This window comes from Thiobacillus sp. SCN 63-57 (assembly GCF_001725555.1).
GTDB lineage: Bacteria > Pseudomonadota > Gammaproteobacteria > Burkholderiales > Thiobacillaceae > Thiobacillus.
This window is the reverse complement of record NZ_MEGP01000020.1, coordinates 1-23,413: the sequence shown is the minus strand read 5'-3', so window position 1 is coordinate 23,413 and position 23,413 is coordinate 1. Positions and strand designations below refer to the sequence as shown.

Annotated in this window: 25 protein-coding genes and 2 pseudogenes; 11 read left to right on the top strand and 16 right to left on the bottom strand. The window is 62.8% G+C overall.

Annotation, left to right across the window (positions count from 1 at the left end):
• Positions 1–2: 2 nt before the first annotated feature.
• From ABT23_RS08795 to lnt, 6 genes are read left to right on the top strand one after another with little or no spacing between them, the layout of a single operon-like run.
• Positions 3–560, top strand: coding sequence for a YqgE/AlgH family protein (locus ABT23_RS08795; protein ID WP_296633810.1), 558 nt, complete (start codon positions 3–5; stop codon positions 558–560).
• A complete protein-coding gene (ruvX, locus tag ABT23_RS08790) occupies positions 557–994 on the top strand; it encodes a Holliday junction resolvase RuvX (RefSeq protein ID WP_296633806.1) in 438 nt (145 codons plus the stop codon). Before ABT23_RS08795 ends, ruvX begins: the two co-directional genes overlap by 4 nt.
• Positions 975–1,469, top strand: coding sequence for a bifunctional pyr operon transcriptional regulator/uracil phosphoribosyltransferase PyrR (gene pyrR / locus ABT23_RS08785; RefSeq protein ID WP_296633804.1), 495 nt, complete (start codon positions 975–977; stop codon positions 1,467–1,469). Before ruvX ends, pyrR begins: the two co-directional genes overlap by 20 nt.
• Positions 1,466–2,419 (top strand): aspartate carbamoyltransferase catalytic subunit, encoded by a 954-nt coding sequence (locus ABT23_RS08780; protein WP_296633801.1) that lies wholly within the window; start codon positions 1,466–1,468, stop codon positions 2,417–2,419. Before pyrR ends, ABT23_RS08780 begins: the two co-directional genes overlap by 4 nt.
• Positions 2,416–3,696 carry a dihydroorotase gene (locus tag ABT23_RS08775; RefSeq protein ID WP_296633799.1) on the top strand — a complete coding sequence of 427 codons (1,281 nt, stop codon included), beginning with the start codon at positions 2,416–2,418 and terminating at the stop codon, positions 3,694–3,696. Before ABT23_RS08780 ends, ABT23_RS08775 begins: the two co-directional genes overlap by 4 nt.
• A gap of 35 nt (positions 3,697–3,731) precedes the next feature.
• The gene (gene lnt / locus ABT23_RS08770; RefSeq protein ID WP_296633796.1) at positions 3,732–5,234 is read left to right on the top strand and encodes an apolipoprotein N-acyltransferase; all 1,503 of its coding nucleotides are present in this window, start codon (positions 3,732–3,734) and stop codon (positions 5,232–5,234) included.
• A 105-nt stretch (positions 5,235–5,339) separates the two neighbouring features.
• Here lnt and ABT23_RS08765 read toward each other — a convergent pair whose 3' ends face one another.
• The 3 genes from ABT23_RS08765 to coaBC form a co-directional block, all read right to left on the bottom strand.
• Positions 5,340–6,788: a GGDEF domain-containing protein gene (locus tag ABT23_RS08765; protein WP_296633792.1), complete on the bottom strand. Its 1,449-nt coding sequence runs from the start codon at positions 6,786–6,788 to the stop codon at positions 5,340–5,342.
• A gap of 177 nt (positions 6,789–6,965) precedes the next feature.
• Positions 6,966–7,406 (bottom strand): dUTP diphosphatase, encoded by a 441-nt coding sequence (gene dut / locus ABT23_RS08760; RefSeq protein ID WP_296633791.1) that lies wholly within the window; start codon positions 7,404–7,406, stop codon positions 6,966–6,968.
• Positions 7,407–7,428: 22 nt separating this feature from the next.
• Entirely contained in the window at positions 7,429–8,634 is a 1,206-nt protein-coding gene (gene coaBC, locus ABT23_RS08755; protein WP_296633788.1) for a bifunctional phosphopantothenoylcysteine decarboxylase/phosphopantothenate--cysteine ligase CoaBC, read from the bottom strand.
• A gap of 33 nt (positions 8,635–8,667) precedes the next feature.
• Between coaBC and radC the strand changes: the two genes are divergently transcribed.
• The 3 genes and pseudogenes from radC to rpmG form a co-directional block, all read left to right on the top strand.
• Complete coding sequence (gene radC, locus ABT23_RS08750; protein WP_296633786.1) at positions 8,668–9,342, top strand: DNA repair protein RadC; 675 nt, start codon at positions 8,668–8,670, stop codon at positions 9,340–9,342.
• A 109-nt stretch (positions 9,343–9,451) separates the two neighbouring features.
• A complete protein-coding gene (gene rpmB, locus ABT23_RS08745; RefSeq protein ID WP_296633784.1) occupies positions 9,452–9,688 on the top strand; it encodes a 50S ribosomal protein L28 in 237 nt (78 codons plus the stop codon).
• Between the two features lie 29 nt (positions 9,689–9,717).
• A pseudogene (gene rpmG, locus ABT23_RS08740) lies at positions 9,718–9,864 on the top strand (50S ribosomal protein L33); the annotation flags it as partial.
• A gap of 66 nt (positions 9,865–9,930) precedes the next feature.
• Here the strand turns inward: rpmG and ABT23_RS08735 are convergent.
• The 10 genes from ABT23_RS08735 to htpX form a co-directional block, all read right to left on the bottom strand.
• On the bottom strand, positions 9,931–11,103 hold the full coding sequence (locus ABT23_RS08735; protein ID WP_296633780.1) for a fatty acid desaturase: 1,173 nt from the start codon (positions 11,101–11,103) through the stop codon (positions 9,931–9,933).
• A 61-nt stretch (positions 11,104–11,164) separates the two neighbouring features.
• Entirely contained in the window at positions 11,165–12,454 is a 1,290-nt protein-coding gene (locus ABT23_RS08730) for a mechanosensitive ion channel domain-containing protein (RefSeq protein WP_296633776.1), read from the bottom strand.
• A gap of 2 nt (positions 12,455–12,456) precedes the next feature.
• Positions 12,457–13,659, bottom strand: coding sequence for an outer membrane protein transport protein (locus ABT23_RS08725; RefSeq protein WP_296634201.1), 1,203 nt, complete (start codon positions 13,657–13,659; stop codon positions 12,457–12,459).
• A gap of 56 nt (positions 13,660–13,715) precedes the next feature.
• Positions 13,716–15,530 carry a long-chain fatty acid--CoA ligase gene (locus tag ABT23_RS08720; protein ID WP_296633774.1) on the bottom strand — a complete coding sequence of 605 codons (1,815 nt, stop codon included), beginning with the start codon at positions 15,528–15,530 and terminating at the stop codon, positions 13,716–13,718.
• A gap of 61 nt (positions 15,531–15,591) precedes the next feature.
• Positions 15,592–16,839 (bottom strand): RsmB/NOP family class I SAM-dependent RNA methyltransferase, encoded by a 1,248-nt coding sequence (locus tag ABT23_RS08715; RefSeq protein WP_296633772.1) that lies wholly within the window; start codon positions 16,837–16,839, stop codon positions 15,592–15,594.
• Positions 16,840–16,888: 49 nt separating this feature from the next.
• Positions 16,889–17,191: a hypothetical protein gene (locus ABT23_RS08710; protein ID WP_296633771.1), complete on the bottom strand. Its 303-nt coding sequence runs from the start codon at positions 17,189–17,191 to the stop codon at positions 16,889–16,891.
• Entirely contained in the window at positions 17,188–17,616 is a 429-nt protein-coding gene (locus tag ABT23_RS08705; protein WP_296633767.1) for a phosphate-starvation-inducible PsiE family protein, read from the bottom strand. The genes ABT23_RS08710 and ABT23_RS08705 overlap by 4 nt, the downstream gene beginning before the upstream one ends.
• A 39-nt stretch (positions 17,617–17,655) precedes the next feature.
• A complete protein-coding gene (locus tag ABT23_RS08700; protein ID WP_296633763.1) occupies positions 17,656–18,711 on the bottom strand; it encodes an AI-2E family transporter in 1,056 nt (351 codons plus the stop codon).
• 103 nt (positions 18,712–18,814) lie between these two features.
• Positions 18,815–19,783, bottom strand: a complete 969-nt coding sequence (locus ABT23_RS08695; protein WP_296633760.1) for a TerC family protein — start codon at positions 19,781–19,783, stop codon at positions 18,815–18,817.
• Positions 19,784–19,804: 21 nt separating this feature from the next.
• Complete coding sequence (gene htpX / locus ABT23_RS08690; RefSeq protein WP_296633757.1) at positions 19,805–20,680, bottom strand: protease HtpX; 876 nt, start codon at positions 20,678–20,680, stop codon at positions 19,805–19,807.
• 138 nt (positions 20,681–20,818) lie between these two features.
• Between htpX and nhaR the strand changes: the two genes are divergently transcribed.
• Entirely contained in the window at positions 20,819–21,721 is a 903-nt protein-coding gene (gene nhaR / locus ABT23_RS08685) for a transcriptional activator NhaR (RefSeq protein WP_296633754.1), read from the top strand.
• On the opposite strand, the gene ABT23_RS08680 is transcribed toward nhaR, so the two are convergent.
• Together ABT23_RS08680 and ABT23_RS08675 are read right to left on the bottom strand one after the other, a co-directional pair.
• Positions 21,678–22,148: a putative toxin-antitoxin system toxin component, PIN family gene (locus ABT23_RS08680; protein WP_296633751.1), complete on the bottom strand. Its 471-nt coding sequence runs from the start codon at positions 22,146–22,148 to the stop codon at positions 21,678–21,680. The genes nhaR and ABT23_RS08680 overlap by 44 nt on opposite strands.
• Complete coding sequence (locus tag ABT23_RS08675; RefSeq protein ID WP_296633749.1) at positions 22,141–22,512, bottom strand: thioredoxin domain-containing protein; 372 nt, start codon at positions 22,510–22,512, stop codon at positions 22,141–22,143. The genes ABT23_RS08680 and ABT23_RS08675 overlap by 8 nt, the downstream gene beginning before the upstream one ends.
• Positions 22,513–22,655: 143 nt before the next feature.
• Between ABT23_RS08675 and ABT23_RS08670 the strand changes: the two genes are divergently transcribed.
• Positions 22,656–23,084: a hypothetical protein gene (locus ABT23_RS08670; RefSeq protein WP_296633746.1), complete on the top strand. Its 429-nt coding sequence runs from the start codon at positions 22,656–22,658 to the stop codon at positions 23,082–23,084.
• Positions 23,085–23,109: 25 nt separating this feature from the next.
• Here the strand turns inward: ABT23_RS08670 and ABT23_RS08665 are convergent.
• Positions 23,110–23,413: pseudogene (locus ABT23_RS08665) on the bottom strand (NAD(P)/FAD-dependent oxidoreductase); the annotation flags it as partial.

Here is a 23,413-nt window from a genome sequence, read left to right as displayed (position 1 = left end):
TCATGGATACCGTCAACCTCACCCACAACTTCCTGATCGCCATGCCTGGCATGGTCGACCCCAATTTCAACGGCACGCTGACCTATATCTGCGACCACAGTGACCAGGGCGCGCTCGGCGTGGTGGTCAATCGACCGATCGATCTGGAGCTGTCGACGCTGTTCGAGCAGATCGGTCTGTCGCTGCCGGAACGCCTGCACCACGACACCGTGTATTTTGGCGGCCCGGTCCAGACCGAACGCGGCTTCGTGCTGCACACGCCGCCGCTCACCTTCAGTTCCACGCTCACCGTCAACGACGCGGTCAGCCTCACCACCTCGAAGGACGTGCTGGAAGCGGTGAGCCAGGGAGCAGGGCCGGAAAAGTTCATGGTGTCGCTGGGCTATGCGGGCTGGTCGGCCGGCCAGCTGGAAGACGAGATCAAGCAGAACGCGTGGCTGTCGGTAGCCGCCGACCCGCAGGTGATCTTTGACTTGGCCCCCGAAGAGCGCCTGCCTGCCGCGATGAAGCTGCTGGGCATCGACTTCGCCAGCCTGTCAGAAGAAGCCGGGCACGCTTGAATCCGGAGCATACCCACGGCACGGTGCTGGCCTTCGACTTGGGTCTGAAGCGCACCGGCGTGGCTTCGGGCGATTTGTCGATCGGGATCGCACATCCTCTCACCGTCATTCAGGCCGATTCGACCGATGTCCGGGTCACCGCCATCGGCAAGCTCGTGACCGAATGGCAGCCGGTTTTGCTGGTGTTGGGTCTGCCCACCCACGCCGACGGCAGCGAACACGAGATGACACGGGTGGCCAGAAACTTCGCGCGCAAATTAGAATCCCGCTTCAATCTCCCGGTTTTTCTGGTGGACGAACGCCACACCAGCACGGCAGCCGAATCCGAGCTGCATGCACGCGGCATCCACGGCAAGAAAAACAAGGCGCTGACGGACGCCGTCGCCGCTCAACTCATACTGCAAGGGTTTTTCGATGCACGCCTCACTGCCTGACGCCAACACACTGATCGCGCGGCTCGCCGACGCCATCGCCCCCACCCTCACGCCCGACACGCTGATCGTCGGCATCCACACCGGCGGCGTATGGGTGGCAGAACGCCTGCACGGATTGCTGCAGTGCGCCCAACCGCTCGGCACGCTCGATATTTCGTTCTACCGCGACGATTTTTCGCGCATCGGTCTGCACCCGCAGGTCAAACCTTCCAACCTGCCCTTCGATCTCGAAGGCCGCGCCATCCTGCTGGTCGACGACGTGCTGCACACCGGACGCACGGTGCGCGCGGCGATGAACGAACTGTTCGACTACGGCCGGCCGGCCTCGATCCGGCTGGCCGTCCTGGTCGATCGCGGCGGCCACGAACTGCCAATCCGCCCCGATTTCGCCGGCCTGACGATCACCGTGCCCGATCACCAGAACATCAACCTTTCCCGCCTCGACGACGGCCATCTGACCCTCAGCCTTGCATGAACCGACAACTCACCCAAGACGGCAGGCTGCGCCACCTGCTTACCCTCGACGGCCTGCCGCGCGCCATCATCACGCAAATCCTCGACACCGCCGAATCCTTCATGGACGTGGGCGAGCGCGAGGTGAAGAAAGTCCCGCTGCTGCGCGGCAAATCGATCTTCAATCTGTTCTTCGAGCCCTCGACGCGCACCCGCACCACCTTTGAAATCGCCGCCAAGCGCCTGTCCGCCGACGTGGTCAATCTCAACATCGCGACCTCCAGCCAGACCAAGGGCGAAGCGATCCTCGACACTGTCGACAATCTCTCTGCCATGCACGCCGATATGTTCATCGTGCGCCACTCGCAATCGGGTGCGGCACATTTCATCGCACAGCACGTTGCACCGCACATCTCGGTGGTGAACGCGGGTGATGGCCGCCACGCACATCCCACGCAAGGCCTTCTCGACATGTTTACCATCCGTCGCTTCAAGGGCGAGTTCCACAATCTGACCGTGGCCATCGTCGGCGACGTGCTGCATTCGCGCGTGGCGCGGTCGCAGATTCACGCGCTGACCACCCTGGGCGTGCCGGAAGTCCGTGTCATCGGCCCGAAAACTCTGCTGCCAACCGGGGTCGAACAGATGGGCGTCAAGGTATTCCACGACATGGAAGCGGGTTTGCGCGGTTGTGACGTGGTCATCATGCTGCGCCTGCAGAACGAACGCATGAAAGGTGCACGGCTGCCCAGCGCGCAGGAGTATTTCAAGTTCTTCGGCTTGACCCCGGAAAAACTCGCACTCGCCAAGCCGGATGCCATCGTGATGCATCCCGGCCCGATGAATCGCGGTGTCGAAATCGCGTCCGAAGTCGCCGACGGCCCGCAGTCGGTGATCCTGCCGCAGGTGACCTACGGCATCGCGGTGCGCATGGCGGTGATGGCAATGCTGGCAGGGACGGGGAACGCATGAAGATCCATATCAAAAACGGCCGCGTGATCGACCCGATGAGCGAACGCGACGAAGTCGCCGACATATTCATTGCGGCGGGCAAGATCGTCGCCATCGGCCAGGGACCGGCCGACTTCCACGCCAACCGCACGATCGACGCCAGCGGCCTGATCGTCTGCCCCGGCCTGGTCGATCTGTCGGTGCGGCTGCGCGAGCCCGGCTTTGAGTACAAGGCCACGCTTGAGTCGGAAATGCTCGCCGCCGCCGCAGGCGGGATCACCTCGCTCGCCTGCCCGCCCGACACCGACCCGCCACTGGACGAGCCGGGCCTGGTGGAAATGCTGAAATTCCGTGCCAAGAACCTGCCAGGACCGCGCGTGTATCCGATCGGTGCGATGACGCAAAAGCTCGAAGGGCAGATGCTCACCGAAATGGCCGAGTTGACCGAAGCCGGCTGCCGCGCCTTCACTCAGGCCGATGCCCCTTTGACCGACACCCTGGTTTTGCTGCGCGCCATGGAATACGCCGCCACCTTCGGTTTCAGCCTGTGGTTGCGGCCGCAGGACGTATCGCTGTCACGCGGCGGGGTCGCGCACGATGGGGCGGTCGCCACGCGGCTAGGGCTGCAGGGCATTCCGGCGCTGGCCGAGACGGTGGCGCTGTCGACCATTCTGCAACTGGCGCGCGAGACCGGTGCACGCATTCATCTTGCCCGCCTGTCGACGCGCGATGGCATTGCGATGGTGCGCGCAGCCAAGGCACAGGGGCTCGCCGTGACCTGCGACGTGGCCTGTACCCATGTACACCTGTCGGAAAACGATCTCATCAGCTTCGATTCGCATCTGCACTTGGTGCCGCCGCTCAGAAGCCTGCGCGACCGCGACGCCATCCGCGAGGCCTTGCGCGACGGCTCCGTCGACGCGCTGTGTTCCGACCATACCCCGGTCGACGAGGACGTGAAGCAAGTGCCCTTCGGCGAATCGGCCCCAGGCGCCTCGGGCGTGGAACTGCTGTTGCCGCTGACGTTGAAGTGGGCGCGCGAGATGGGCGTACCGCTGATGCGCGCGCTCGACCTGATTTCCTGGAAACCGTCACAAATTCTCGGCGTATCCGGCGGCAACCTGTCGGTCGGCGGTTATGCCGACCTCTGCATCTTCGACGAGTCCGCCGAATGGGTCGTGACGTCCAAAACCCTGACCAGCCAGGGCGACAATACCCCTTTCCTCGATCATCCGATGCAAGGCCGGGTACGCTACACAGTGATCGACGGCCATATCGACTTTGAAGCGCCCCGCTAGCCACGGTGACCTGCATGGCGGATAAGCGTTCCGCCATGCGTCGCGTTCCTCTCCTGCCGCTGCTTCTCAGCCTGCTAGCCGGCGCGGTGGCCGTCGCCGGATTCGCGCCGTTTGAACTCTGGCCCCTGCCCATACTGAGCCTGGTCGTGCTGTTCGCACAGCTGTCACGCGCCCCCTCCAGGCGGGCCGGGTTTCTGACCGGCCTGGTTTGGGGGCTGGGATTTTTCCTGGCCGGCGTGAGTTGGGTATTTGTCAGCCTGTGGGTATACGGGGGCATGCCCATGTGGCTGGCCGGACTCGCCACTTTCTTGTTCTGCGCATTCCTCGCGCTGTTTCCGGCGACGGTCGGTGCACTGCAGGCCGGGTGGCGTCACACACCAGCGCTCAGGACCATGTTGCTGCTTCCGCTTGCCTGGAGCGTGATGGAATGGACGCGCGGCTGGATTTTCACCGGTTTTCCCTGGCTGGTTGCGGGTTACTCGCAAGTACCCAACGGCCCGTTGGCCGGTTATGCCCCACTCGTCGGCGTGTACGGCATCTCGTTTCTGCTGGCGCTGATCGCAGGCCTGCTGGCGTGGGGCGTGATGCCGCGCACATCGCCGGCGTCGCGCGTCTGGGCGGCGACGGCCATCGTGGCGCTGGGGCTCGGCGACCAGGCCTTGCACGGCATTCAATGGACCACACCTGACGGCGCACCGACGTCGGTAGCGCTGCTGCAAGGCAACATCCCGCAGGACATGAAGTGGCAACCCGACAAAACCCGCGCCACACTGGACAGCTACGCGCGCATGGCCGCAGCCGCGCCCGCGCGCCTGATCGTATTGCCGGAAACAGCGCTGCCGCTGTTCGAGTCCGAACTCCCGGCCGCCTATCGCGATGACCTGGTTGCCCTCGGCCAGCGCAACGGCGGCGATGTACTGGCCGGGCTGCCGACCGGTTCGCTCGATGGTGCCTACTACAATAGCGTCGTCAGTTTCGGCAGCGCGCCCAGCCAGCGTTACAGCAAGGTGCATCTGGTGCCGTTCGGCGAATACATCCCGCTGAAGAAGGTGTGGGGCTGGGTCATCGAGGTCCTGCACATCCCACTCTCCGATTTCGCGCGCGGCGCCATCGACCAGCGCCCGCTCGCCATCGGCGGCCAGCGGGTGGCAGCCGACATCTGCTACGAGGACGCGTTCGGCGAGGAGATCATCCACCAGCTGCCGGAAGCGAGCGTGCTGGTCAACGTCAGCAACCTGGCGTGGTTCGGCGATTCGCTGGCGCCCTGGCAACATGCGCAGATGTCGCAGATGCGCGCGCTGGAAACCGGACGCATGATGCTGCGCGCGACCAACACCGGCCTCACCGCAATCATCGACGCGAAAGGCCAGGTGCTGGCCAGCCTGCCGCTCTTCACTGCCGGTAGCCTCGCCGGCGAAATCCAGGGCTACGCCGGCAGCACGCCGTATGTGCGCTGGGGCAATGCACCGGTGCTGGTGCTATGGGGAATATTGGGGATCGTCCTGCTGGCCGCCGCGCTCTACCCGCGAGCACCCTGAAGGGCATAAAGGGCGGGCCGTGGCTGTACAGCCGCTAAAGCCCTGAAGGACTCCGATCCACTATGGGCTGAAGCCCATGTGGAGTCGTATGCGGCAACAGCCGCCTCAGGCGGCAGCCCTGACCCGCGTGGCATTGCGGCCACCACGCTTGGCTTCCAGCAAGGCGGCATCGGCGCGTGCCAGCGCCTCGTTTTCCTCACGGTCGTCGCGGCTGAACTCGGACATGCCGCCGCTCCACGACAGCTTCTGCGTCACACCCGGAATGAGCTCGACGCTCTCCGGCATCTTGGCGCGCAGGCGCTCTGCCAGTTCCTGCGCCCGATCGAGCGGCGTGTAGGGGAATACCACGCAGAACTCATCGCCGCCCAAACGGGCGATGAAATCGCTGTTGCGCAGGCAGGTTTTCAACGCGTTGCCGAACTTGATGATGAGCTGATCGCCCGCCTCGTGGCCGAAGGTATCGTTGACCTGCTTGAAATTATCGATGTCGAGAATCAGCAGACTGTGCGTCCAGCCGTCCTTCAGCGTGCCAAACAACTCCTTTTGCTTTTCGTCGAAGCTGCGCCGATTGTTCACCTTGGACAAATGATCGATCCGGGCCTGCGAGGATACTTCCTTCTGTTTACCCAGCATGACCTTGCCCAGTTTCAGCATGGTCTCGAGTGGCGTCTGAAATTCCGCCAGGCTGACCGGATAATCTGCACGCAACCGCTGTTGGCGCAGGTCGTTGGTGAATTTCACCAGCATGCGCAGATTGTCGGCAACCCGGTTGCGCACCGCCAGAATGGTGGCCGCCACCAGGATGGCGATGACCAGACTGGCCACCAGCCAGCCCAGCAGGTAAGGCGCGATACTCTCGACCACCGGCGTCACCGGCCGCCATACAGCAATCTGCCAGGGCGTGCCGGCCAACGCGATGAGAGTGGGACGGACGTTCCGCTTGATCGCCTGGTTGCCGCGCCGCATCAGCACCATGGCGGAGTCGCCGCTCCCACTTTGCTGCAATTCGGCATAGGCGGCGGCGTCCGGCAACGGCAGGGTATCGAACAGCGCCTGCAGCTGCGGCACGCTCTGTTCGACGATGACATAGCCAAGACGCTTGCCGTCAGCCCCCGTTACCGGATGCGAGAGAGAGAGATTGAAGGTAGCGGTGGCGGTCGCCCCGCTTCCGCCACGTCCGGCGTTGGCCAACAGCTTCCGTGTGTCGCCCGGCAGGAAACCGGGCAATAACTGGCGCTGGCCTTCCGTGACGAACAACACGGTCGCGTCTTGATTCAGCGCTTGCAGGTTGGCTGCCTGTGCCTGGCACACGTCGGGCGACGCGCTGGCAAAGCACGCCAGTGTCTGCGGATGCGCCGCGATCCGTGCGGCACTGCGCTTCATGGCATCGGCAAGAAACTCGATCTGCGCCGCCATCACGGGTTTGCCCAGTTCTTCCGGCACCGTTTGTGCCTGTGGCCGCGTCAGAAAAATCGCGGATGTGACGAGCCCGGCCAGCAGCACCAACGCTGCAGCTAGGATCAGGCCAAACCGTGATATCGACGTATGGGGCATGACTGCGCCAGCCGGCTCCAACCTCTTAGTATTTGTTCTCCGCAATGACGGACGCCCAGACTCCAGGCAATCCGCCGACATGGTCTTGATGCAGCAAATTCCATGCCCTGATGTGCACGCACCCGACAGGCCCGCCTGCCGGGTGCGTCTTTTATCGATATGTAAAAATTTCCGACACTACTGTCGGCCCGTGCTGCCGAATCCACCCTCGCCGCGCTCACTGCTTGAAAACGCTTCCACCACGTTGAATTCGGCCTGCATGACCGGGACGATGACGAGCTGGGCAAGCCGCTCCATCGGTGTCAGTTCGAACGCCTGCTGCCCGCGATTCCAGGCGGACACCATGAGCTGGCCTTGATAATCGGAGTCGATCAGCCCCACCAGGTTGCCCAGCACGATGCCATGCTTGTGGCCCAAACCGGAACGCGGCAGGATCAGCGCGGCATAGCCCGGGTCGGCCAGATGGATCGCCATGCCGGTCGGAATCAGCCGGGTTTCGCCTGGCGCCAGTACGATTGGACCATCGATACAGGCGCGCAGATCGAGCCCCGCGGCACCCGGTGTGGCGTAATGTGGCAGCTGATCGCGCAGGCGGGCGTCGAGAATCTTCACATCCATCTTCATTTTCGTCGGAATTTCGTCAGTTGAGCAGGGTTGCGAGATGGCGGACCAGATGGCGCGCCTGGGTGAGTTTGTCGGCACGCGAGAGCGGATGCCTGCCTTGATCGTCGAGCAGCACCAACTCGGCGCTGTCCTGGCCGAGCGTGTCCTGCGCCAGGTTGCCGACCAGCAGCGGTAGCTTCTTCTTCAGGCGTTTGGACTCGGCATGTTCGGCCAGCCGCTCGGTCTCAGCGGCGAAGCCCACGCAGAAAGGCGCGTCGGGCAAGGCGGCCACTTCGGCCAGGATGTCGGGGTTGGCAACCAGATTCAGCGTCAGCCCCGCAGCACTTTTCTTGATCTTCTGCGATGCCGCCGCCTCCACCCGGTAATCGGCCACCGCTGCCACTGCGATGAATACGTCGCACGGCAATTCGCGCAGTACGGCATCGCGCATTTCGGCTGCGCTTTGCACATCGACCCGACGCACGCCTGCCGGCATGGCAAGGCAGGTCGGCCCCGAGACCAGGCATACCTCGGCGCCCGCCTCGGCCGAGGCCTGGGCAACCGCGTAGCCCATCTTGCCGGAACTCAGGTTGGTCAGGCCGCGCACCGGATCGATCGCTTCGAAGGTGGGGCCGGCTGTGATCACGACCCGCTTGCCTGCCAGCCCGCCCTTCCCCAACAGGCCATGCAACGCGACTGCGATGTCGGCCGGCTCCAGCATGCGTCCAAGACCGGTTTCGCCGCAGGCCTGTTCGCCTGCAGCCGGCCCCAGCACCTGCACGCTGTCATCGCGCAATTGCGCAAGATTGCGCTGGGTCGCAGCCGCCGTCCACATTTCGCGGTTCATCGCCGGCGCCACCGCCAGTTTGCAGGTGCGCGCCAGACACAAGGTCGTCAAGAGATCGTCAGCCCGGCCGTGAACGAGTTTCGCCAGGAAATCGGCCGAGGCCGGCGCCACCAGAATCAGGTCGGCGTCGCGCGACAGGTGAATGTGCGCCATGCCGTCGCCGCTGGCGGCGTCCCACAAGGAGGTCAGCACCGGCTTGCCGGACAGCGCTTGGAAGGTGAGCGGCGTGACGAACTTCTGCGCGGCAGCGGTCATCGCCACCTGCACCTCGGCGTCGGCCTTGACCAGCAGGCGACACAACTCGGCGGCCTTGTAGGCCGCGATGCCGCCGGTCACCCCCAGAATGATTTTCTTGCCTGCCAGCGTCACGGTCTCGATTCCCTGCCCGCTTTCCATGAAAATGGCACATTCTACGGGAGGGGAGGAATCATGGCGATTCGGGACTGGCCGGAAGATGCGCGCCCGCGCGAGAAACTGCTGAAGCAGGGTGCCGCTGCGCTGACCGATGCCGAACTGGTCGCGGTTTTCCTGCGCACGGGGGTCGTCGGCAAAAGTGCGGTCGACCTCGGGCGCGAACTGATCGAACGCTTCGGCGGTCTGGGCGGGTTGTGCCGCGCCGGCAGAAAAGCCGCCTGCGAAGCGCCCGGCGTCGGCGAAGCCAAATTTGCGCTGCTGCAGGCGGTGATGGAAATGGCACGCCGCACCCTGGCCGAGGACATGCAGGCGGGTGACGCCCTGACCTCGCCCACCGCCGTGCGCGACTATCTGCGGCTGATCCTGCGCGGCAAGGAGTATGAAGTCTTCTGCTGCGTATTTCTCGACGCCCAGAACCGGGTGATCGCCGTGGAAGAACTGTTTCGCGGCACGCTGACGCAAACCAGCGTCTATCCGCGCGAGATCATCAAGCGCGCGCTCTCACACAATGCCGCGGCGCTGATCCTGGCACACAACCATCCCAGCGGCGTGGCCGAACCCAGTCCCGCCGACCGCAGCCTCACCCGGAAACTGGCGGACGCGCTGGCTCTGGTGGACGTGCGCGTGCTCGACCATTTCATCGTGGCGGGCGCGTCTTCCCTGTCGTTCATGGAATCCGGCCATCTTTGAGGGTGTGCCAAACTTGCCTCGCGCTTGCAAGCTGTGATATAAATCGCGGTTCTCGGGTTAACCCTCATTGTTAACCCCACCGGTTAACCCTCAATTCTGGAGCAGCGTCATGGCTCGCGTATGTGTCGTTACGGGCAAGAAGCCCATGGTCGGAAACAACGTTTCCCACGCCAACAATAAAACCAAGCGTCGTTTTCTGCCCAACCTGCAATACCGCCGGTTCTGGGTCGAGAGCGAGAACCGCTGGGTTCGTCTGCGTTTGTCCAATGCTGCCCTGCGCACCATCGACAAGAACGGCATCGAGTCCGTTCTGGCCGACCTGCGTGCCCGCGGCGAAGCCATTTAATCTAGCGAAGCGGTTTAAGGAGCAAAATCATGGCTAAAGGCGGACGCGAAAAGATCAAGCTGGAGTCCACTGCGGGCACCGGCCACTTCTACACCACCACCAAGAACAAGAAGACCATGCCCGAGAAAATGGAGATCAGCAAGTTCGATCCCAAGGCTCGTAAGCATGTGATGTACAACCCGCCGATCGGCGGGTTTTTTATTGGCCTTCGACGGGATGGCCCGCAGGCCACCCGTTCGGCATCAGGCATAACAGCGCAGGCGCACCGAGAAATCCTTCAGCGACTGGATGCCACTTTCTTCGGCGCGTTTGCACCAAGCCTGCAATTGGTCGAGCAATTGCTCCCGACTGGCGGTGGAACGTCCCCAGATGGCGGCGAGTTCCTGGCGCATGCGATAGACCGTTTGCAGACGCTCGCTCTTGCCCAGCAGCGTGTCGAGCTCGGCCTTGTCGGACGCGGCCAGCTCGGCCGGCTCCTTGTGCAGCCAGCGGCGGAAGCTGTCGAAGTTCCAGTTCTGCGGCAGGTTCGCGCCGGCCTTCAGCTTGGCAATCTCGGCCTTGCTGTCCGCGCGCACGCTCTTCACGAAGCGCGTCATCACGTCGTAGCGATGGGTGATGACGGCCTGCAGCGTGTCGAGGTCGCACAGTGGCTTGGCGGGCTGCCATTTCACCGTCGGCGCGACCTTGCGGATGGTGGCGAGACCCACATAGGACATCAGCTTGATATAGAGCCAGCCGATGTCGAACTCGTACCATTTGTTCGACAACCGCGCCGAGGTGCCGTAGGCGTGGTGGTTGTTGTGCAGTTCCTCGCCGCCGATCAGGATGCCCCACGGGACGATGTTGGTGCTGGCATCCTCGCTGGCGAAATTGCGGTAGCCCCAGTAGTGGCCGATGCCGTTGATGATGCCGGCGGCGGTGACCGGGATCCACGCCATCTGCACGGCCCAGATGGTCAGACCGAGGGGACCGAACAGGGCGAGGTTGATCGCCATCATCGTCCAAATGCCCGCTGCCGAGTGACGGCTGTAGACATTACGCTCCATCCAATCGTCGGGCGTGCCGTGGCCGTATTTTTCCAGCGTTTCGGTCACTTTGGCCTCGGCGCGATACAACTCGGAGCCTTCCCAGAAGACCTTCTTGATGCCACGCGTCTGCGGGCTGTGCGGGTCTTCGGGCGTTTCGCACTTGGCGTGGTGCTTGCGGTGGATGGCGACCCATTCCTTGGTGACCATGCCAGTGGTCATCCACAGCCAGAAACGGAAGAAATGGCTGATAACGGGGTGCAGATCGACGGCGCGGTGCGCCTGCGAACGGTGCAGAAAAATGGTGACAGCGGCGATGGTGATGTGCGTCAGGCCGAGCGCGACCAACACATATCCCCACCAGGGTAAATTCAACAAGCCTAATTGCATGGTTCAGAGTTCCAAAAAAGGACAATATCGTCCGGTAATCTACGGATAAACCCCATAAAAATCAAGGATTATTATCAATCGAAGACGGGGTCGCCATATGCACGACGCGTTGCGGAAAGGGAATCTCGATGCCGGCAGCCTTGAAACGTCGCCAGATCGCCCAGTTGATGTCCGAACGCAGATTGTTCTGTCCCTCGCTGGGGTCGCGGATCCATACAGCCAACTCCAGAAGAACGCCATTATCGGCAAACTCCTTCAAAAACACCCTGGGCGGGCTGTCCGGCTCATCATGCACCACCCGGACATGACTGTTCGCCGCTTCCAGCATCAAGGCCTCGGCCTGCTCCAGGTCCGTATCGTAGGACACCTGGACCGGCAATGCGATCCTCACGTTGGGCTTGGACAGCGAATGGTTGACAACCGTCTGGGTGATCAGCGTCTCGTTCGGCACGATGGTTTCGGTACCGTCGAGTGCCCGCAGCAGCGTGTAGCGCGTATTGATCTGGCTGACCTGGCCATATTTGTTGTCGACCGTCACCAGGTCGCCGATGCGCACCGAGCGGTCGAGCAGGATGATGAATCCGGAAATGTAGTTGCTGGCGACTTTTTGCAGGCCGAAGCCGATCCCCACCCCGAGCGCCCCACCGAACACCGACAACACCGTGAGATCGATCCCCACTGCCGGCAAGGCCACCAGCACGGCCAAAATCAACAGTACGGTGCGCGCAGCTTTGGACAAGGCCATGCGTAGCGACAGGTTCATCTGCGTGATGCCCATCAGGCGGTTCTCGACCACGCGCGCCAGCGTCAGGGCAATGATGAGCGCCGCTATGATGACCGCCGCAGCCTGGAACAGCAGCCACAGCGAGAAGCGATGGTCGCCCGACTGGAACGAGAGCGCCTCCATGGCTGCATGGATGCGCGGCAGCAGGCCGGTGATGTGCAGCGCAAACGCCCCCCAGATCAGCCAGGCGGCCGTGCGTTCCCACAGCTTGAGTGATGCGCGCGGCTTGAGCGCGTAACGCAACGCATAGACCACCAGCCGCACACCCGCCAGCGCCAGCAATAGCGGCACAGCCAGGTTCAGCAGGTGCGTATGGGCCAGCCAGTGATGGGCCAGGTCGCGCCCGAGCAGCAACGCCAGCAGCATGAAGAGCGGAAACCCCACCCTGCGCAAGCCGGCGTGCCAGACGGTATCGGTCTTCGCAAGAAAGGGGGCGATCAGGCGCATCGCACCCCAAGCCACGAGGGCGCACGCTGCCAACACGCCCATCTGCCACAATAGATCGACGTTTTTACTGTCGTCGATCAGGCGCGTCAGAAGGTTGTCAAAGGGGATGGGGCGGTCCAAGGTCAGAAATTGTGCGTGAACTGCGCCGAAAGGATGTTGACGTAGTTGTCGTACTTCCCATTTAACGTGCCCGTCGCCGTCGTACTGTGGATGCTTGCCTGTTTGACGAACAGGTGGGCAAATCCGAAATCGACCATGTTCTTCTTGTCCAAGCGATATTGGCCACCCAGCGCAAGCCACGTGCGGCTCTCGTCAGGAATGCGTGGAGTACGGTAGGCGTCCGGAACCGGTGTTTCGTCATAGGCCACCCCCGCGCGCCAACTCCAGGCGGCATCCCTGTGCCACGTTGCGCCAATCGAGTAACGCCAGCTGTCGTGCCAGTTTTCCTGGGTTGCAGGTAGCGGGTAGGCAATTGACGTATACACAACAGCAAGGCGATCGAATGCACTCCAGCCAGTCCACGTGACATCGGCCAGCAGATCCACCTTGGGCGAGAGCTTGTGAAAAACGCTCAGGGAAGCGCTAGCCGGCATGGTGACATCGGCAGTCACGTCACCGCTTGGCGGTAAGGGCAAAGTAACATTTGATGACAGCGTTCCTTTCAACTTGTAATCCACCTCGGAGCGATACGCCAGGCCGACACGCGTATCCTGGGTAGCCTGCCACAACGCACCCAGGTTATAACCCCAGCCATAGTCGTCCCCCTTGACCGTCATCAGGGAGCCTGGCGCGAGGGGCGAGATGTTGTTCGACAAGGTGGCTTCAACACGCTGGACGTCCAACCCCAGCCCCAGCGACAGTCGATCATTGAGTTTCCAGGCGATCGACGGGTTGACGTTGATCGTCTTGAGGTCGGACTTGAGGGCCTGGAAGCGGCCGACCCAGCCAGCGTCATAATCGGTCTTGAGGCCGAATGGCGCATTGATCCCTACACCTAGGCTGACACTCGACGTGAGGGGAAGCGCGAAATACAGGTTCGGCACGAACGCCAACCCGCCGGCATCCCCGCCCTGCCCGCCGCCGACTGGCGCGCTGAACGTCCCCGAGAACTTGGCGGAGGGCTGGATCAGGTGGCCCGCGACGACCAATTGCGCATCCGGCAGCAGCGTCATTCCCGCCGGATTGAAAAATATCGTGCTGGCATCCTGCGCACTGGCGGCCTGGCCGGCATAGGCATTGCCCAGGCCGCTGGCGTTCTGTTCGACCAACGCAAAGCCGGCGGCTTGGCCCAGGTCGGCGAACCCGGCCAGTGCCAGGCCGAGCATCAATTGTTTACGAGGAAACGAAGGCATGAAGTATCTCCCTAATCGGTTTTATGTGGTCAGCGTGCGAAATCAGCATACATGGCCTCGACCGTCGCGCGGTAGCGGTCGAGTACCTGGTTGCGTTTGATCTTGAGGGTGGGCGTCAGGAGGCCGTCCTCCAGTGTCCATGGCTTGAGCTCGGGATGCAGTCGGCGGATCTGGGCATAGCCGGGAAAATGCTTGAGATGGTGCGCCACGCGGTGGGTCAGCGCCTTCATCACCTTGGGATCGCGCAAAGCCCCGGGATGGTTGGGATCGACGTTGAGATGCGCGGCAAATTCCTGCCAATGTTCCTCGTTGAGTACGGTCAGTGCGGCCAGATAGGGTTTGCCTTCGCCGACGACCATCACCTGTTCGAACAGCGGGTCGAGCAGGATGGCAGATTCCATGTCGGTCGGCGGCACCTTCTCGCCGTTGTTCAGCACGATGATGTCCTTGAGGCGCCCGGTGATGTGGTAGTGACCCCAGGCATCCACCGTGGCCTGGTCGCCGCTGTGCAGCCAACCCTCGCTGTCGATCATGGCGCGGGTGGCGGCCTCGTCCTGCCAGTAGCCGCGCATGACGCAGCGGCTGCGCGTAAGCAGTTCGGCGTCGTCGCCGATCTTCACCTCGATGCCAGGCAGCGGCGGGCCGATGCTGGACGGGATGTTGGACTCCGGGCGGTTGACGCATACCACCGGGCTGGTTTCGGTCAGTCCATAGCCTTGGATGATCGGCACGCCCAGGCCGATGAACATGTGTGCGATTTCCGGCGAGAGCGCCGCCCCGCCCGAAATCGCCAGTTTCAGCCGGCCGCCCAGTTTTTCCGTGATGTTGCTTGACACACGCTTCTCGAGCCGGGGCCACAGCAGCAGCTCCGGACTCCATCGTGCCCGTCCCTGGCTGAGCTCGAAGCGCCGCCAGCCGACCTGTACCGCAAGTTTGAATACCTGTCTGGCGAGCAGTCCCTTCTTTTCCAGGCTGTCCTGGATGCGTCCGTACATCCGTTCGTAGATGCGCGGCACCGAAATCAGAACGGTCGGGCGAATGGTCTGCAGATCCTGCGCCAGCTGGGCAATGGAACGTGCATAGGCGACCTCGGCGCCGATCAGCATCGGCAGGTAATACCCGCCGGTGCGCTCCAGCGTGTGCGACATGGGCAGAAACGACAGAAAGACCTCGTGCGGGTCGAAATCGGTGCATTGCGAGGCATAGAACGCATTCCACAGCAAATTGTCGTGCGTCAGCATCACGCCCTTGGGTCGCCCGGTCGTGCCCGAGGTGTAGACGATGCTGGCGAGCAGATCGGAGGTGAGATGGCGTTCGGGCACGGGCGTGCCGGCCGCCGCTGCGAGCCAATCGGCTGCCACGACAAAGCGCGTGCTCCAGTTCACCAGTCCGTTTTCAGGTGGAACGAGGCTGACGATGTGTTGCAGCGTCGTCGCCGATCCTGCGATCTCGGCCAGTTTCTTGTGTTGGAACTTGCCTTCGACCAGCAGCAGCCTGGCGCCGGAATGGTTGAGGATATAGGCCGCACTTTCCGGACGATCGTCGAGATACAGGGGCACCGTGACCAGACCCAGCGCCAGCGCGGCCTGGTCGAAAATCACCCACTCGACGCTGTTCTTCAGCATCACCGCCACGCGATCGCCTGGGGCCAGCCCCTCCTTCACCAGCGCGGACTGCCAGCGCGCCACCTCGGCCGCCACCTGCGACCAGGTGAAACCCACCCAGGTCGCGTTCGCCTCGTCGAATTGACGATAGGCCACCTGATCCGGCGTCGCGTCGACGCGCGCGCGGAACAGGCCGCACAGCGTGCCGAGCACATCGGGATGGAAGGGCGTGGCTACCATGTCAAGGGTATCGAACCGGCCGGAGGAAACGCCGCATTGATAACTGCAAAGCCCGGATGGGTCAAGCCGCGGTTTTGACCAGGACGACCGCGAAGAAACCGTCTGTGCCGTGCAAGGCAGGCGACAATTTCAGCATGCTGCCCGTATCGAGGTCGATCTTGTGTTGCGCCAGCAGCTCGTTGACCGGCAACAGGGTAAATCCGCCTTCCGCCAGCAACGTCTCGACAATGGCCTCGTTTTCCTCCGGCAACAGGCTGCAGGTGGCATAGACCAGCCGCCCCCCGGGTTTCAGCAGCTTCGCTGCTGCGCGCAGGATGGCCGCCTGTTTGCGGGTCAGTTCCGTCACGCTGTCGGGCGACTGGCGGAATTTCAGGTCGGGGTTGCGGCGCAGGGTACCGAGGCCGGAACACGGCGCGTCGACCAGCACGCGATCGAGCTTGCCGGCCAGGCGCTTCACCCGGGTATCGTTCTCGGAGGCAATCAGCTGTGGCATCACGTTGGACAGGCCCGAGCGCGCCAGCCGCGGCTTCAGGTTGGCCAAGCGCTTTTCCGCCACGTCGAAGGCATACAGGCGGCCGGTCGATGCCATCATCGCGCCGATCGCGAGCGTCTTGCCGCCGGCGCCGGCACAGAAATCGCACACCATTTCGCCGCGCCGCGCCCCCAGCAGCAGGGCCAGCAGCTGGCTGCCCTCGTCCTGCACTTCGAGGCTGCCGTCGAGAAACAGCGGATGGCGGTTGATCGCCGGATGGTCCTTGAAGCGGATGCCCCACGGCGAATACGGCGTCGCCTCGACCTTGAAGCCTGCCTCGCGCAGCTGCGCCAGCACGGTGTCGCGGCTCGCCTTGTGCGCGTTCACCCGCACGTCGAGCGGCGCCGGCTGCTGCAGGGCCCGGCCGAGCGCAAGGATGTCGGCATCGTTCATCGACGCCTGCAGTTTCTCGACCACCCAGTCGGGCAGTTCCGCCGCCACAGCCAGCGGCAGGTCGTCCGTTTTGGCGTTACGGATGTGATCGATCAGCTCGGGCTTGGCGAATTTCTCCAGTGTCGCTCCGCTCATGCCGCGCACCTTGATCAGCCAGGCGATGATCAGCGTGCGCGGATTGGCCGCCGGCACCACCACCGACAGATAGCGATAGCGCCGCAATACGCCGAATACGGCTTCGGCCACGAATGCACGGTCGTGCGAGCCAAGCTTCTTATGCTCGCGGAAAAACGCCGACAGTACGGCATCGGCTGGGCGATTGAAGTCCAGCACCAGATCGAGCGCCTGGGTGGCAAGTTGCAACAACGGCGGGGTGAGTTCCATCAGGGGCGGCAGGCAGGTTGGCAGGCGGCAGGGGCATCCCCGCCGGGGTTTATTCGTCTTCGCCGAGCTCGGGATCCCAGCCCATTTCGCGTGCGCGTTCCGTGGCCATCTTGTAGAGGGCGGTGTGGCGCTCACGCAGATCGGGCGGCAGACGGCTCGGCAGGTTGCCGTACTTATCCCACTCGGCCTCGATTTTTTCCGTCAAGGCCTGCATTTGTCCGAGCTGCCAGCCGGCACAATCCTCGCTCTCGGGGATGAAGCCGAACAGCCAGCCATCGAGCACGACGCGCGCCAGCATGGTGACGCCGTGCTTGTCATTGTAGAAACCGGCATAGGTCATTTTGGTATTCATGGTTGCGAATCTCTGTCCTTTGGATGTTCGTCATACGGGAAGCGGATATGACCATAGCGGATCACCAGCACAGAAATGGCCAGTAGCAGCATCGCCGCCGTCACGCCCAGCATGCGCCATGCATCGAGGCTTTTCATGTCCAGCACCAGATAACGCGCCAACGCCACGATGGCGATATAGATGGGAAAGCGCACCGGCAACTGTCCGGACCGAAAGTACACCCCCACCATGGCAAGGACTTCCAGATACAGAAATAGCAGCAGCAGATCGCCCAGCGCCACCGTCCTGGCCGCAATCATGGCATTGACTTCGAACACGCCGGCGACCAGCGTGGCAAGCGTGATGACGATGAGGCCGATGGCCTCGAACACACCCAGCACGTTGAGTGCCAGTCGCGCGAATAACCGGTCTTTGGCGGGATTCATGGGCGTTACGGTCAAGTGACTGGCAAGGATACCTCAACCTCAATCCGGACGTGCATGTCCCAGCCATTCACGCCAGATTCCGACCGATACCGCAAGCAACACAGGGCCCAGGAACAGCCCGATCAGACCGAAGGCATGCAGGCCGCCCAGCACGCCCAGGAATACCAGCAGGAAGGGGATCTGCGTCGGCCCGCTGATGACGAGCGGGCGGATCAGATTGTCGACCCAACTCACCACCAGCGCACCCCACAGGAACAGGCCCAGCGCGGCACCGGTCTCGCCATTCGCCAGGAGGGTCAGGGACAGCCCGATCCACACCACCGGGCCGACGAAGGGGATCAGCGACACCAGCGCGGTAATCACGCCCCACAGAGCGGGCGCGGCAAGTCCCGCCACCCAGTAACCCAGCCCGGCAAGCGTGCCCTGTGCCAGCGCGGTGAGTACGATACCGAACACCACGGCCCGCACGGTCACGCCGACCGCCTGGATGTAGCCGCGCGCCGCTTCGCCCAGCCAGCGCGTGGCCACGCCGCGAAACTGCGCCAGCACGCTGACGCCGTGGCGATACAGGAAGAACAGCGCGAACACCGCGAGGCCGAATTTCGCCACATTGCGCCCGACGCCCCCCGCCAGCGATTTCAGCGCGACCGTATTCGTCAGGCCCAGCGCATCGAACTGCGCATGCAACCAGGCCGGATCGGCCTGGACACGCTGGTACTGCTCGGCCAGCCACGCTCCGCCCGGCCAGTTGCGCATCCCGGCGGGCAAAGGTGGAAGCCCATGAACGGCAAACTGCGTGAGCGTCGCCGAAGCCGCCACCACATCGGCCGCCACCGTGAACATCACCCACACCAGCGGCAGCAACAGGGTCGCCGTCACCCCCAGCGTCATTAACAGCGCGGCGAGATTGTCGCGTCCCGGCATTCGACGGCACACCCACTGATGGAGCGGCCAGGTCACGTACGCGAGGATCCCTGCCCAGGCCAGGGCCGCAAGAAAGGGCGACAGCACCCAGATGGTCAGCCCGAATATCGAGACCAGGAACGCAAATCCCACGATCCGTCGGGCCAGGGGGGAATCGGTATAAGTCGGCATGATTGCCCTTCAGCCATGATCCCTGCAAGGGTACTTCAGTTGTGCGCCGGCGCCGGAGTCCAACAACAGGCGGCGAAGCCTCTCGCGCGTTCGTCGCCCGGTTTCAGCCTGGAGTAGCCGGTTTTCGCGTCACCCACAGGCTGGCAAACATGAAGCTGGCGATAATGAGGCCCACGATGCCGAGCGACAGGCCTACCGGGATTTTATAGACATCGACGATCAGCATCTTGGTTCCCACGAACACCAGCACCATGGCCAGACCATATTTGAGCAGATGAAAGCGGTCCGCCATGCCGGCCAGCATGAAATACATCGCACGCAATCCGAGGATAGCGAAGATATTGGACGTGAACACGATGAAAGGATCGGTGGTGATCGCGAAGATCGCCGGGATCGAATCGACCGCGAAAATCACGTCCGACAGCTCGATCATGACCAGCACCAGGAACAGCGGGGTGAACAGCCGCACGCCGTTTTCCCGCACCCAGAATTTCTCGCCGCGGTAATCCGGCGTCAGCCGCATGTGCCGCTTGATCCAGTTGAGCATCGGGTTCTTGCCGAGGTCCGGCTCGGCCTCGGCGAACATCAGCATCTTGATGCCGGTGACGACGAGGAAGGCACCGAACACATAGAGAATCCAGTGGAACTCCTGCACCAGCCAGGCGCCTGCCAGGATCATCACGGCGCGCATCGCGATCGCGCCGACCACACCGTAGATCAGCACGCGCCGCTGAAACTCCGCCGGCACGGCGAAGAAGCCGAAGATCATCAGGAAGACGAAGATGTTGTCGACCGCGAGCGATTTCTCGATCAGGTAGCCAGTCAGGAACTCCATCGCCTTGGCGTCGGCCACCTCGCTGCCATGCACGCCCTTGAGATACCACCACAGGCCGAGGTTGAACAGCATCGCGAGCGAAACCCACACGACCGACCACGCTGCCGCCTCTCTGAAGCCGACCTTATGCGCCTTGTTGCCGCCGACCAGGAACAGGTCGACGGCCAGCATCGCCAACACAAAGCCGACGAAGGCTACCCACATCCAGGGTTCGCCAATATGCAGGACAGCGTCCATGTTTTTCCTCGGTCCGCCTGCTTACTGCACCGCGCGCAGGGCGGCGATGCGCTCTTCCAGCGGCGGGTGCGTCATGAAAAGGCGCTTCCAGCCCTGCGGGCTGCCGCCGGCGATGCCGAAGGCCGCCATCTTGTCGGGCAGCGGGTGCGGATGCAGGCTGTTGAGGCGCTCCAGCGCCGCGATCATGGCACCGCGCCCGGCCAGGCTGGCGCCGCCGCGGTCGGCGCGGAATTCACGCTGGCGCGAGAACCACATGACGATAATCGATGCCAGGATGCCCAGTACCAGTTCGGCCACGATCATGGTGACGAAGAACGCCGGACCGTGGCCCTCCTCGTTCTTGAACACGACACGGTCGACGGTATGGCCGATCACGCGCGACAGGAACATCACGAAGGTGTTCACCACGCCCTGGATCAGGGCCAGCGTGACCATGTCACCGTTGGCGACGTGGGCGATTTCATGGCCCAGCACGGCCTCCGCTTCCTCGCGCGTCATCTGCCGCAGCAGGCCGGAGGACACGGCGACCAGCGAGCTGTTCCGGGTCATGCCGGTAGCGAAGGCGTTGACGTCGGGCGCATCGTAAATGCCGACTTCCGGCATCTTGATCCCGGCGTCCGCCGCGTATTTGCGGATGGTCTCCATGAGCCAGAACTCGGTCGAGTTCGACGGCGTCTCGATCACCCGCACGCCCATCGATTTCTTTGCCATCCACTTGGAAATCGCCAGCGAGATGAACGAACCGCCAAAGCCCATCACGGCGGCAAAGACCAACAGCGAACCCAGGTTCAGCCCGTTCTCGGTAAGGTAGGGCTCGACGCCCAGGATGCGCATGGTGAACGACAGCACCAGCACGATCGCCAGGTTGGTGGCGAGGAACAAGACAATACGTTTCATGATGTTCTCCTTTAACCCTGCCCGGTCGGACTGAGGGCCATTGCATGACATACAAGTGGAGAATATAGCTGGAAGAAGAACAATAAAATTCGATTTTTATAATGCTATTGTTCCGTTTTATCGAATCATTTCGACACCATGCTCAATTACAAGCATTTGTATTACTTCCGTACCGTTGCCAAGGCGGGCGCGCTCAACCGCGCCGCCGAGAAGCTGCATCTGACCCCTCAGACGCTGTCCGGACAGATCAGCGCCTTCGAGGAACGCCTGGGCGTGGCGTTGTTCCGGCGCAGTGGGCGACGGCTGGAACTGACCGATGCCGGACGTACCGCGCTGATCTACGCCGACGACATTTTCCAGGTCGGCGCCGAACTGGAAAACGCCCTGCAAAACCGCCTCGCACCTCGTGCCCATCCGTTCCGGGTGGGCATCGCAGACGTCGTGCCGAAGGCGATCGCCTACCAGTTGCTGGCCCCTGCGCTGGCACTGGCCGAGCCAGTCAAGCTGGTGTGCCGGGAAGACCGGCTGGAACAACTCGCCGCCGAGCTGTCCATCCACCGGCTCGACATGGTGCTGGCCGACCGCCCCCTCCCCTCCACGATGGACATCAAGGGCTACAGCCATCCGCTGGGGGAATGCGGCATCGCCTTTCTGGCCGCGCGCGCGATCGCCGACACACTGGAAGCGGCCTTCCCCGCCAACCTGCATGGCGTTCCGTTCCTGATTCCGGGCGAAGACAGCGCACTGCGCGTGCCGTTGTTGCGCTGGCTCGAACGCAAGGATATCCAGCCCACCGTCGTCGGCGAATTCGACGACAGCGCGCTGATGAGCGCCTTCGGCCAAGCCGGAGCCGGCGTGTTTCCGGTACCGATTACCACCGTTCAGGACGTGATGCGGCAATACGAGGTAATCGAGCTAGGACGGACGCAGGAGATACGCGAACGTTTTTTTGCCATTTCGGTGGAACGGCGGCTGAGTCATCCAGCCGTACTGGCGGTCAGCGAAGCGGCGCGACAGCGGTTCCGGCCGCAGGACAATTAAGCCTATCCGTCAACCAGCACACCGCTTCCGCCGGGAGCATGATCCGAAAATGCGCCACACAGTGGCGACGCAAGCGGAGCACCGCACGATCCTTGCTGACCAGCCCTTGCGCACGGGCCGTGGTGGCCAACTCGATGAATTTCTGGTCGTCTGGATCACGACAACGCGGCAGGTCTGCGACGACAGTTGCCGGCTCCAACACGGCCAGGGCTTGATAGCGCGCATACAGCGCTGCCTGACGCGCCGAATCCAGCCCAAACGCCGGATACGTCAGTACGCGCCGCCACTCGTCGAGCGTGGCGCTCGTCACCACGCAGCGTACGCGCCCCGCTTCCAGCGCATGCAGCAGGGGGCGCGCCACCGCATCGTCGTAATGCAACAGATCGAGCACCACATTGGTGTCGAGCACGATGCGTGTGTCACTCAATATCGGTGTGCTCGGCGATGAACTCACGCACCCAATGCTCGGGATGGGCACTGGAGAAACGCCCGACGATCTCGCCCTTGACGAACAGCAGGACGGTGGGGAAACCGCGCAAGGCGTAGCGTCCGGCAAGCTTCATGTTGTCGCCTTCGTCGACTTCGACCTTGGCCATGTGGATCTTGCCGGCATGGTGCGCGACGACACGTTCGAGCACGGGGGTCAACGCACGGCAAGGCGGGCACCAGTCGGCCCAGAAATCGACCAGGATGGGAAGCGTATGCGAGGCTTCGATCACGTCGTGATCGAAATGCTCCAGATGGGTATCGAAAATCAGGCCCGGCCCGTGGGCAGGAGTGGGATCGTTCATGGTGATTGCGGTCGGGATGTCTGATCCCTATTTTGCCTCAAGGGCGCATGATTCCCACAGACATGCTTCATGCCTCGCCCGTACACAGGTACGTGTGCAAAAAATGCTTAACCAACCGGGTACCGGACTGCTAACGTAACGCCATGGAAGAACGTTTCTATCGCGAACAGGAAATCGCACGCTTGCCGGCATTTCTTCCCGCCGCCACCTACAACCTTGCACACACGCTGCTGGCGCGGGCGGGAAAATGCCTGTTCGTGCCGATTCGCAGCCTGCAGTACCTGGCCGTGCTGGATGCGGAGGAATTCATTTTCGTCGACGGCCAGAACAAGGCCTGGGTCGAACTGGCCTGGCAGCACTTCCATCCCCAGGCGCGTGCATCGCTGGACGAACGCGTGCCGTTCGAGGTGGTGCATTACCAGCCCCAGGCTGCGGAAACCATGAAACGCCTCCCGGGAGAGTTCCATCAGGCCCTGCTGCTGCTCGCCGGGCGCCAAAAGCCAGATGCGCCTGCCAGCGTGATCGCGTTGCAGCCTACGGACAGGAAACCTCCCGACGACGCGTCACGCTGACGCGCATCGCGTGCGGACGTTCGTCTCACTCCTTGAGTTTCGATATTCCCAGCGCACGCAACGTGAGGTTTTCGTAGAAGGGCCCGACATTTCCCTTCTTGATCTTGCGCAGGAAATATTTCTCGAACGCGATTTTGGCCAGATGCACCCACTTGCCTTCTGAGAACCAGTTGACGTTGCGCGGAGGAATCTGCGGCAGCGCAACAAACGCAATCCCGGTGTCGCCGAAATCGGCCAGGCAGACTGCGTTCCAAGTAGCCTTCTCGGCAGGTTCCTTGCCATCCAGCAGGGCGCGGATGTTGTGCGCGGTGGCCGTCACCATGGACTCG

What these genes read in the sequence shown, in the direction of transcription:
- ABT23_RS08780 (WP_296633801.1), top strand. Translation starts at nt 1,466, where the DNA reads ATGAACCGACAACTCACCCAAGACGGCAGGCTGCGCCACCTGCTTACC.
- ABT23_RS08775 (WP_296633799.1), top strand. Translation starts at nt 2,416, where the DNA reads ATGAAGATCCATATCAAAAACGGCCGCGTGATCGACCCGATGAGCGAA.
- ABT23_RS08715 (WP_296633772.1), bottom strand. Translation starts at nt 16,839, where the DNA reads ATGGAACTCACCCCGCCGTTGTTGCAACTTGCCACCCAGGCGCTCGAT.
- ABT23_RS08710 (WP_296633771.1), bottom strand. Translation starts at nt 17,191, where the DNA reads ATGAATACCAAAATGACCTATGCCGGTTTCTACAATGACAAGCACGGC.
- ABT23_RS08700 (WP_296633763.1), bottom strand. Translation starts at nt 18,711, where the DNA reads ATGCCGACTTATACCGATTCCCCCCTGGCCCGACGGATCGTGGGATTT.
- radC (WP_296633786.1), top strand. Translation starts at nt 8,668, where the DNA reads ATGGCGATTCGGGACTGGCCGGAAGATGCGCGCCCGCGCGAGAAACTG.
- dut (WP_296633791.1), bottom strand. Translation starts at nt 7,406, where the DNA reads ATGGATGTGAAGATTCTCGACGCCCGCCTGCGCGATCAGCTGCCACAT.
- ABT23_RS08725 (WP_296634201.1), bottom strand. Translation starts at nt 13,659, where the DNA reads ATGCTCGGCCTGGCACTGGCCGGGTTCGCCGACCTGGGCCAAGCCGCC.
- ABT23_RS08765 (WP_296633792.1), bottom strand. Translation starts at nt 6,788, where the DNA reads ATGCCCCATACGTCGATATCACGGTTTGGCCTGATCCTAGCTGCAGCG.
- ABT23_RS08695 (WP_296633760.1), bottom strand. Translation starts at nt 19,783, where the DNA reads ATGGACGCTGTCCTGCATATTGGCGAACCCTGGATGTGGGTAGCCTTC.
- ABT23_RS08720 (WP_296633774.1), bottom strand. Translation starts at nt 15,530, where the DNA reads ATGGTAGCCACGCCCTTCCATCCCGATGTGCTCGGCACGCTGTGCGGC.
- ABT23_RS08735 (WP_296633780.1), bottom strand. Translation starts at nt 11,103, where the DNA reads ATGCAATTAGGCTTGTTGAATTTACCCTGGTGGGGATATGTGTTGGTC.
- lnt (WP_296633796.1), top strand. Translation starts at nt 3,732, where the DNA reads ATGCGTCGCGTTCCTCTCCTGCCGCTGCTTCTCAGCCTGCTAGCCGGC.
- ABT23_RS08795 (WP_296633810.1), top strand. Translation starts at nt 3, where the DNA reads ATGGATACCGTCAACCTCACCCACAACTTCCTGATCGCCATGCCTGGC.
- coaBC (WP_296633788.1), bottom strand. Translation starts at nt 8,634, where the DNA reads ATGGAAAGCGGGCAGGGAATCGAGACCGTGACGCTGGCAGGCAAGAAA.
- nhaR (WP_296633754.1), top strand. Translation starts at nt 20,819, where the DNA reads ATGCTCAATTACAAGCATTTGTATTACTTCCGTACCGTTGCCAAGGCG.
- ABT23_RS08675 (WP_296633749.1), bottom strand. Translation starts at nt 22,512, where the DNA reads ATGAACGATCCCACTCCTGCCCACGGGCCGGGCCTGATTTTCGATACC.
- pyrR (WP_296633804.1), top strand. Translation starts at nt 975, where the DNA reads ATGCACGCCTCACTGCCTGACGCCAACACACTGATCGCGCGGCTCGCC.
- rpmB (WP_296633784.1), top strand. Translation starts at nt 9,452, where the DNA reads ATGGCTCGCGTATGTGTCGTTACGGGCAAGAAGCCCATGGTCGGAAAC.
- ABT23_RS08705 (WP_296633767.1), bottom strand. Translation starts at nt 17,616, where the DNA reads ATGAATCCCGCCAAAGACCGGTTATTCGCGCGACTGGCACTCAACGTG.
- ABT23_RS08670 (WP_296633746.1), top strand. Translation starts at nt 22,656, where the DNA reads ATGGAAGAACGTTTCTATCGCGAACAGGAAATCGCACGCTTGCCGGCA.
- htpX (WP_296633757.1), bottom strand. Translation starts at nt 20,680, where the DNA reads ATGAAACGTATTGTCTTGTTCCTCGCCACCAACCTGGCGATCGTGCTG.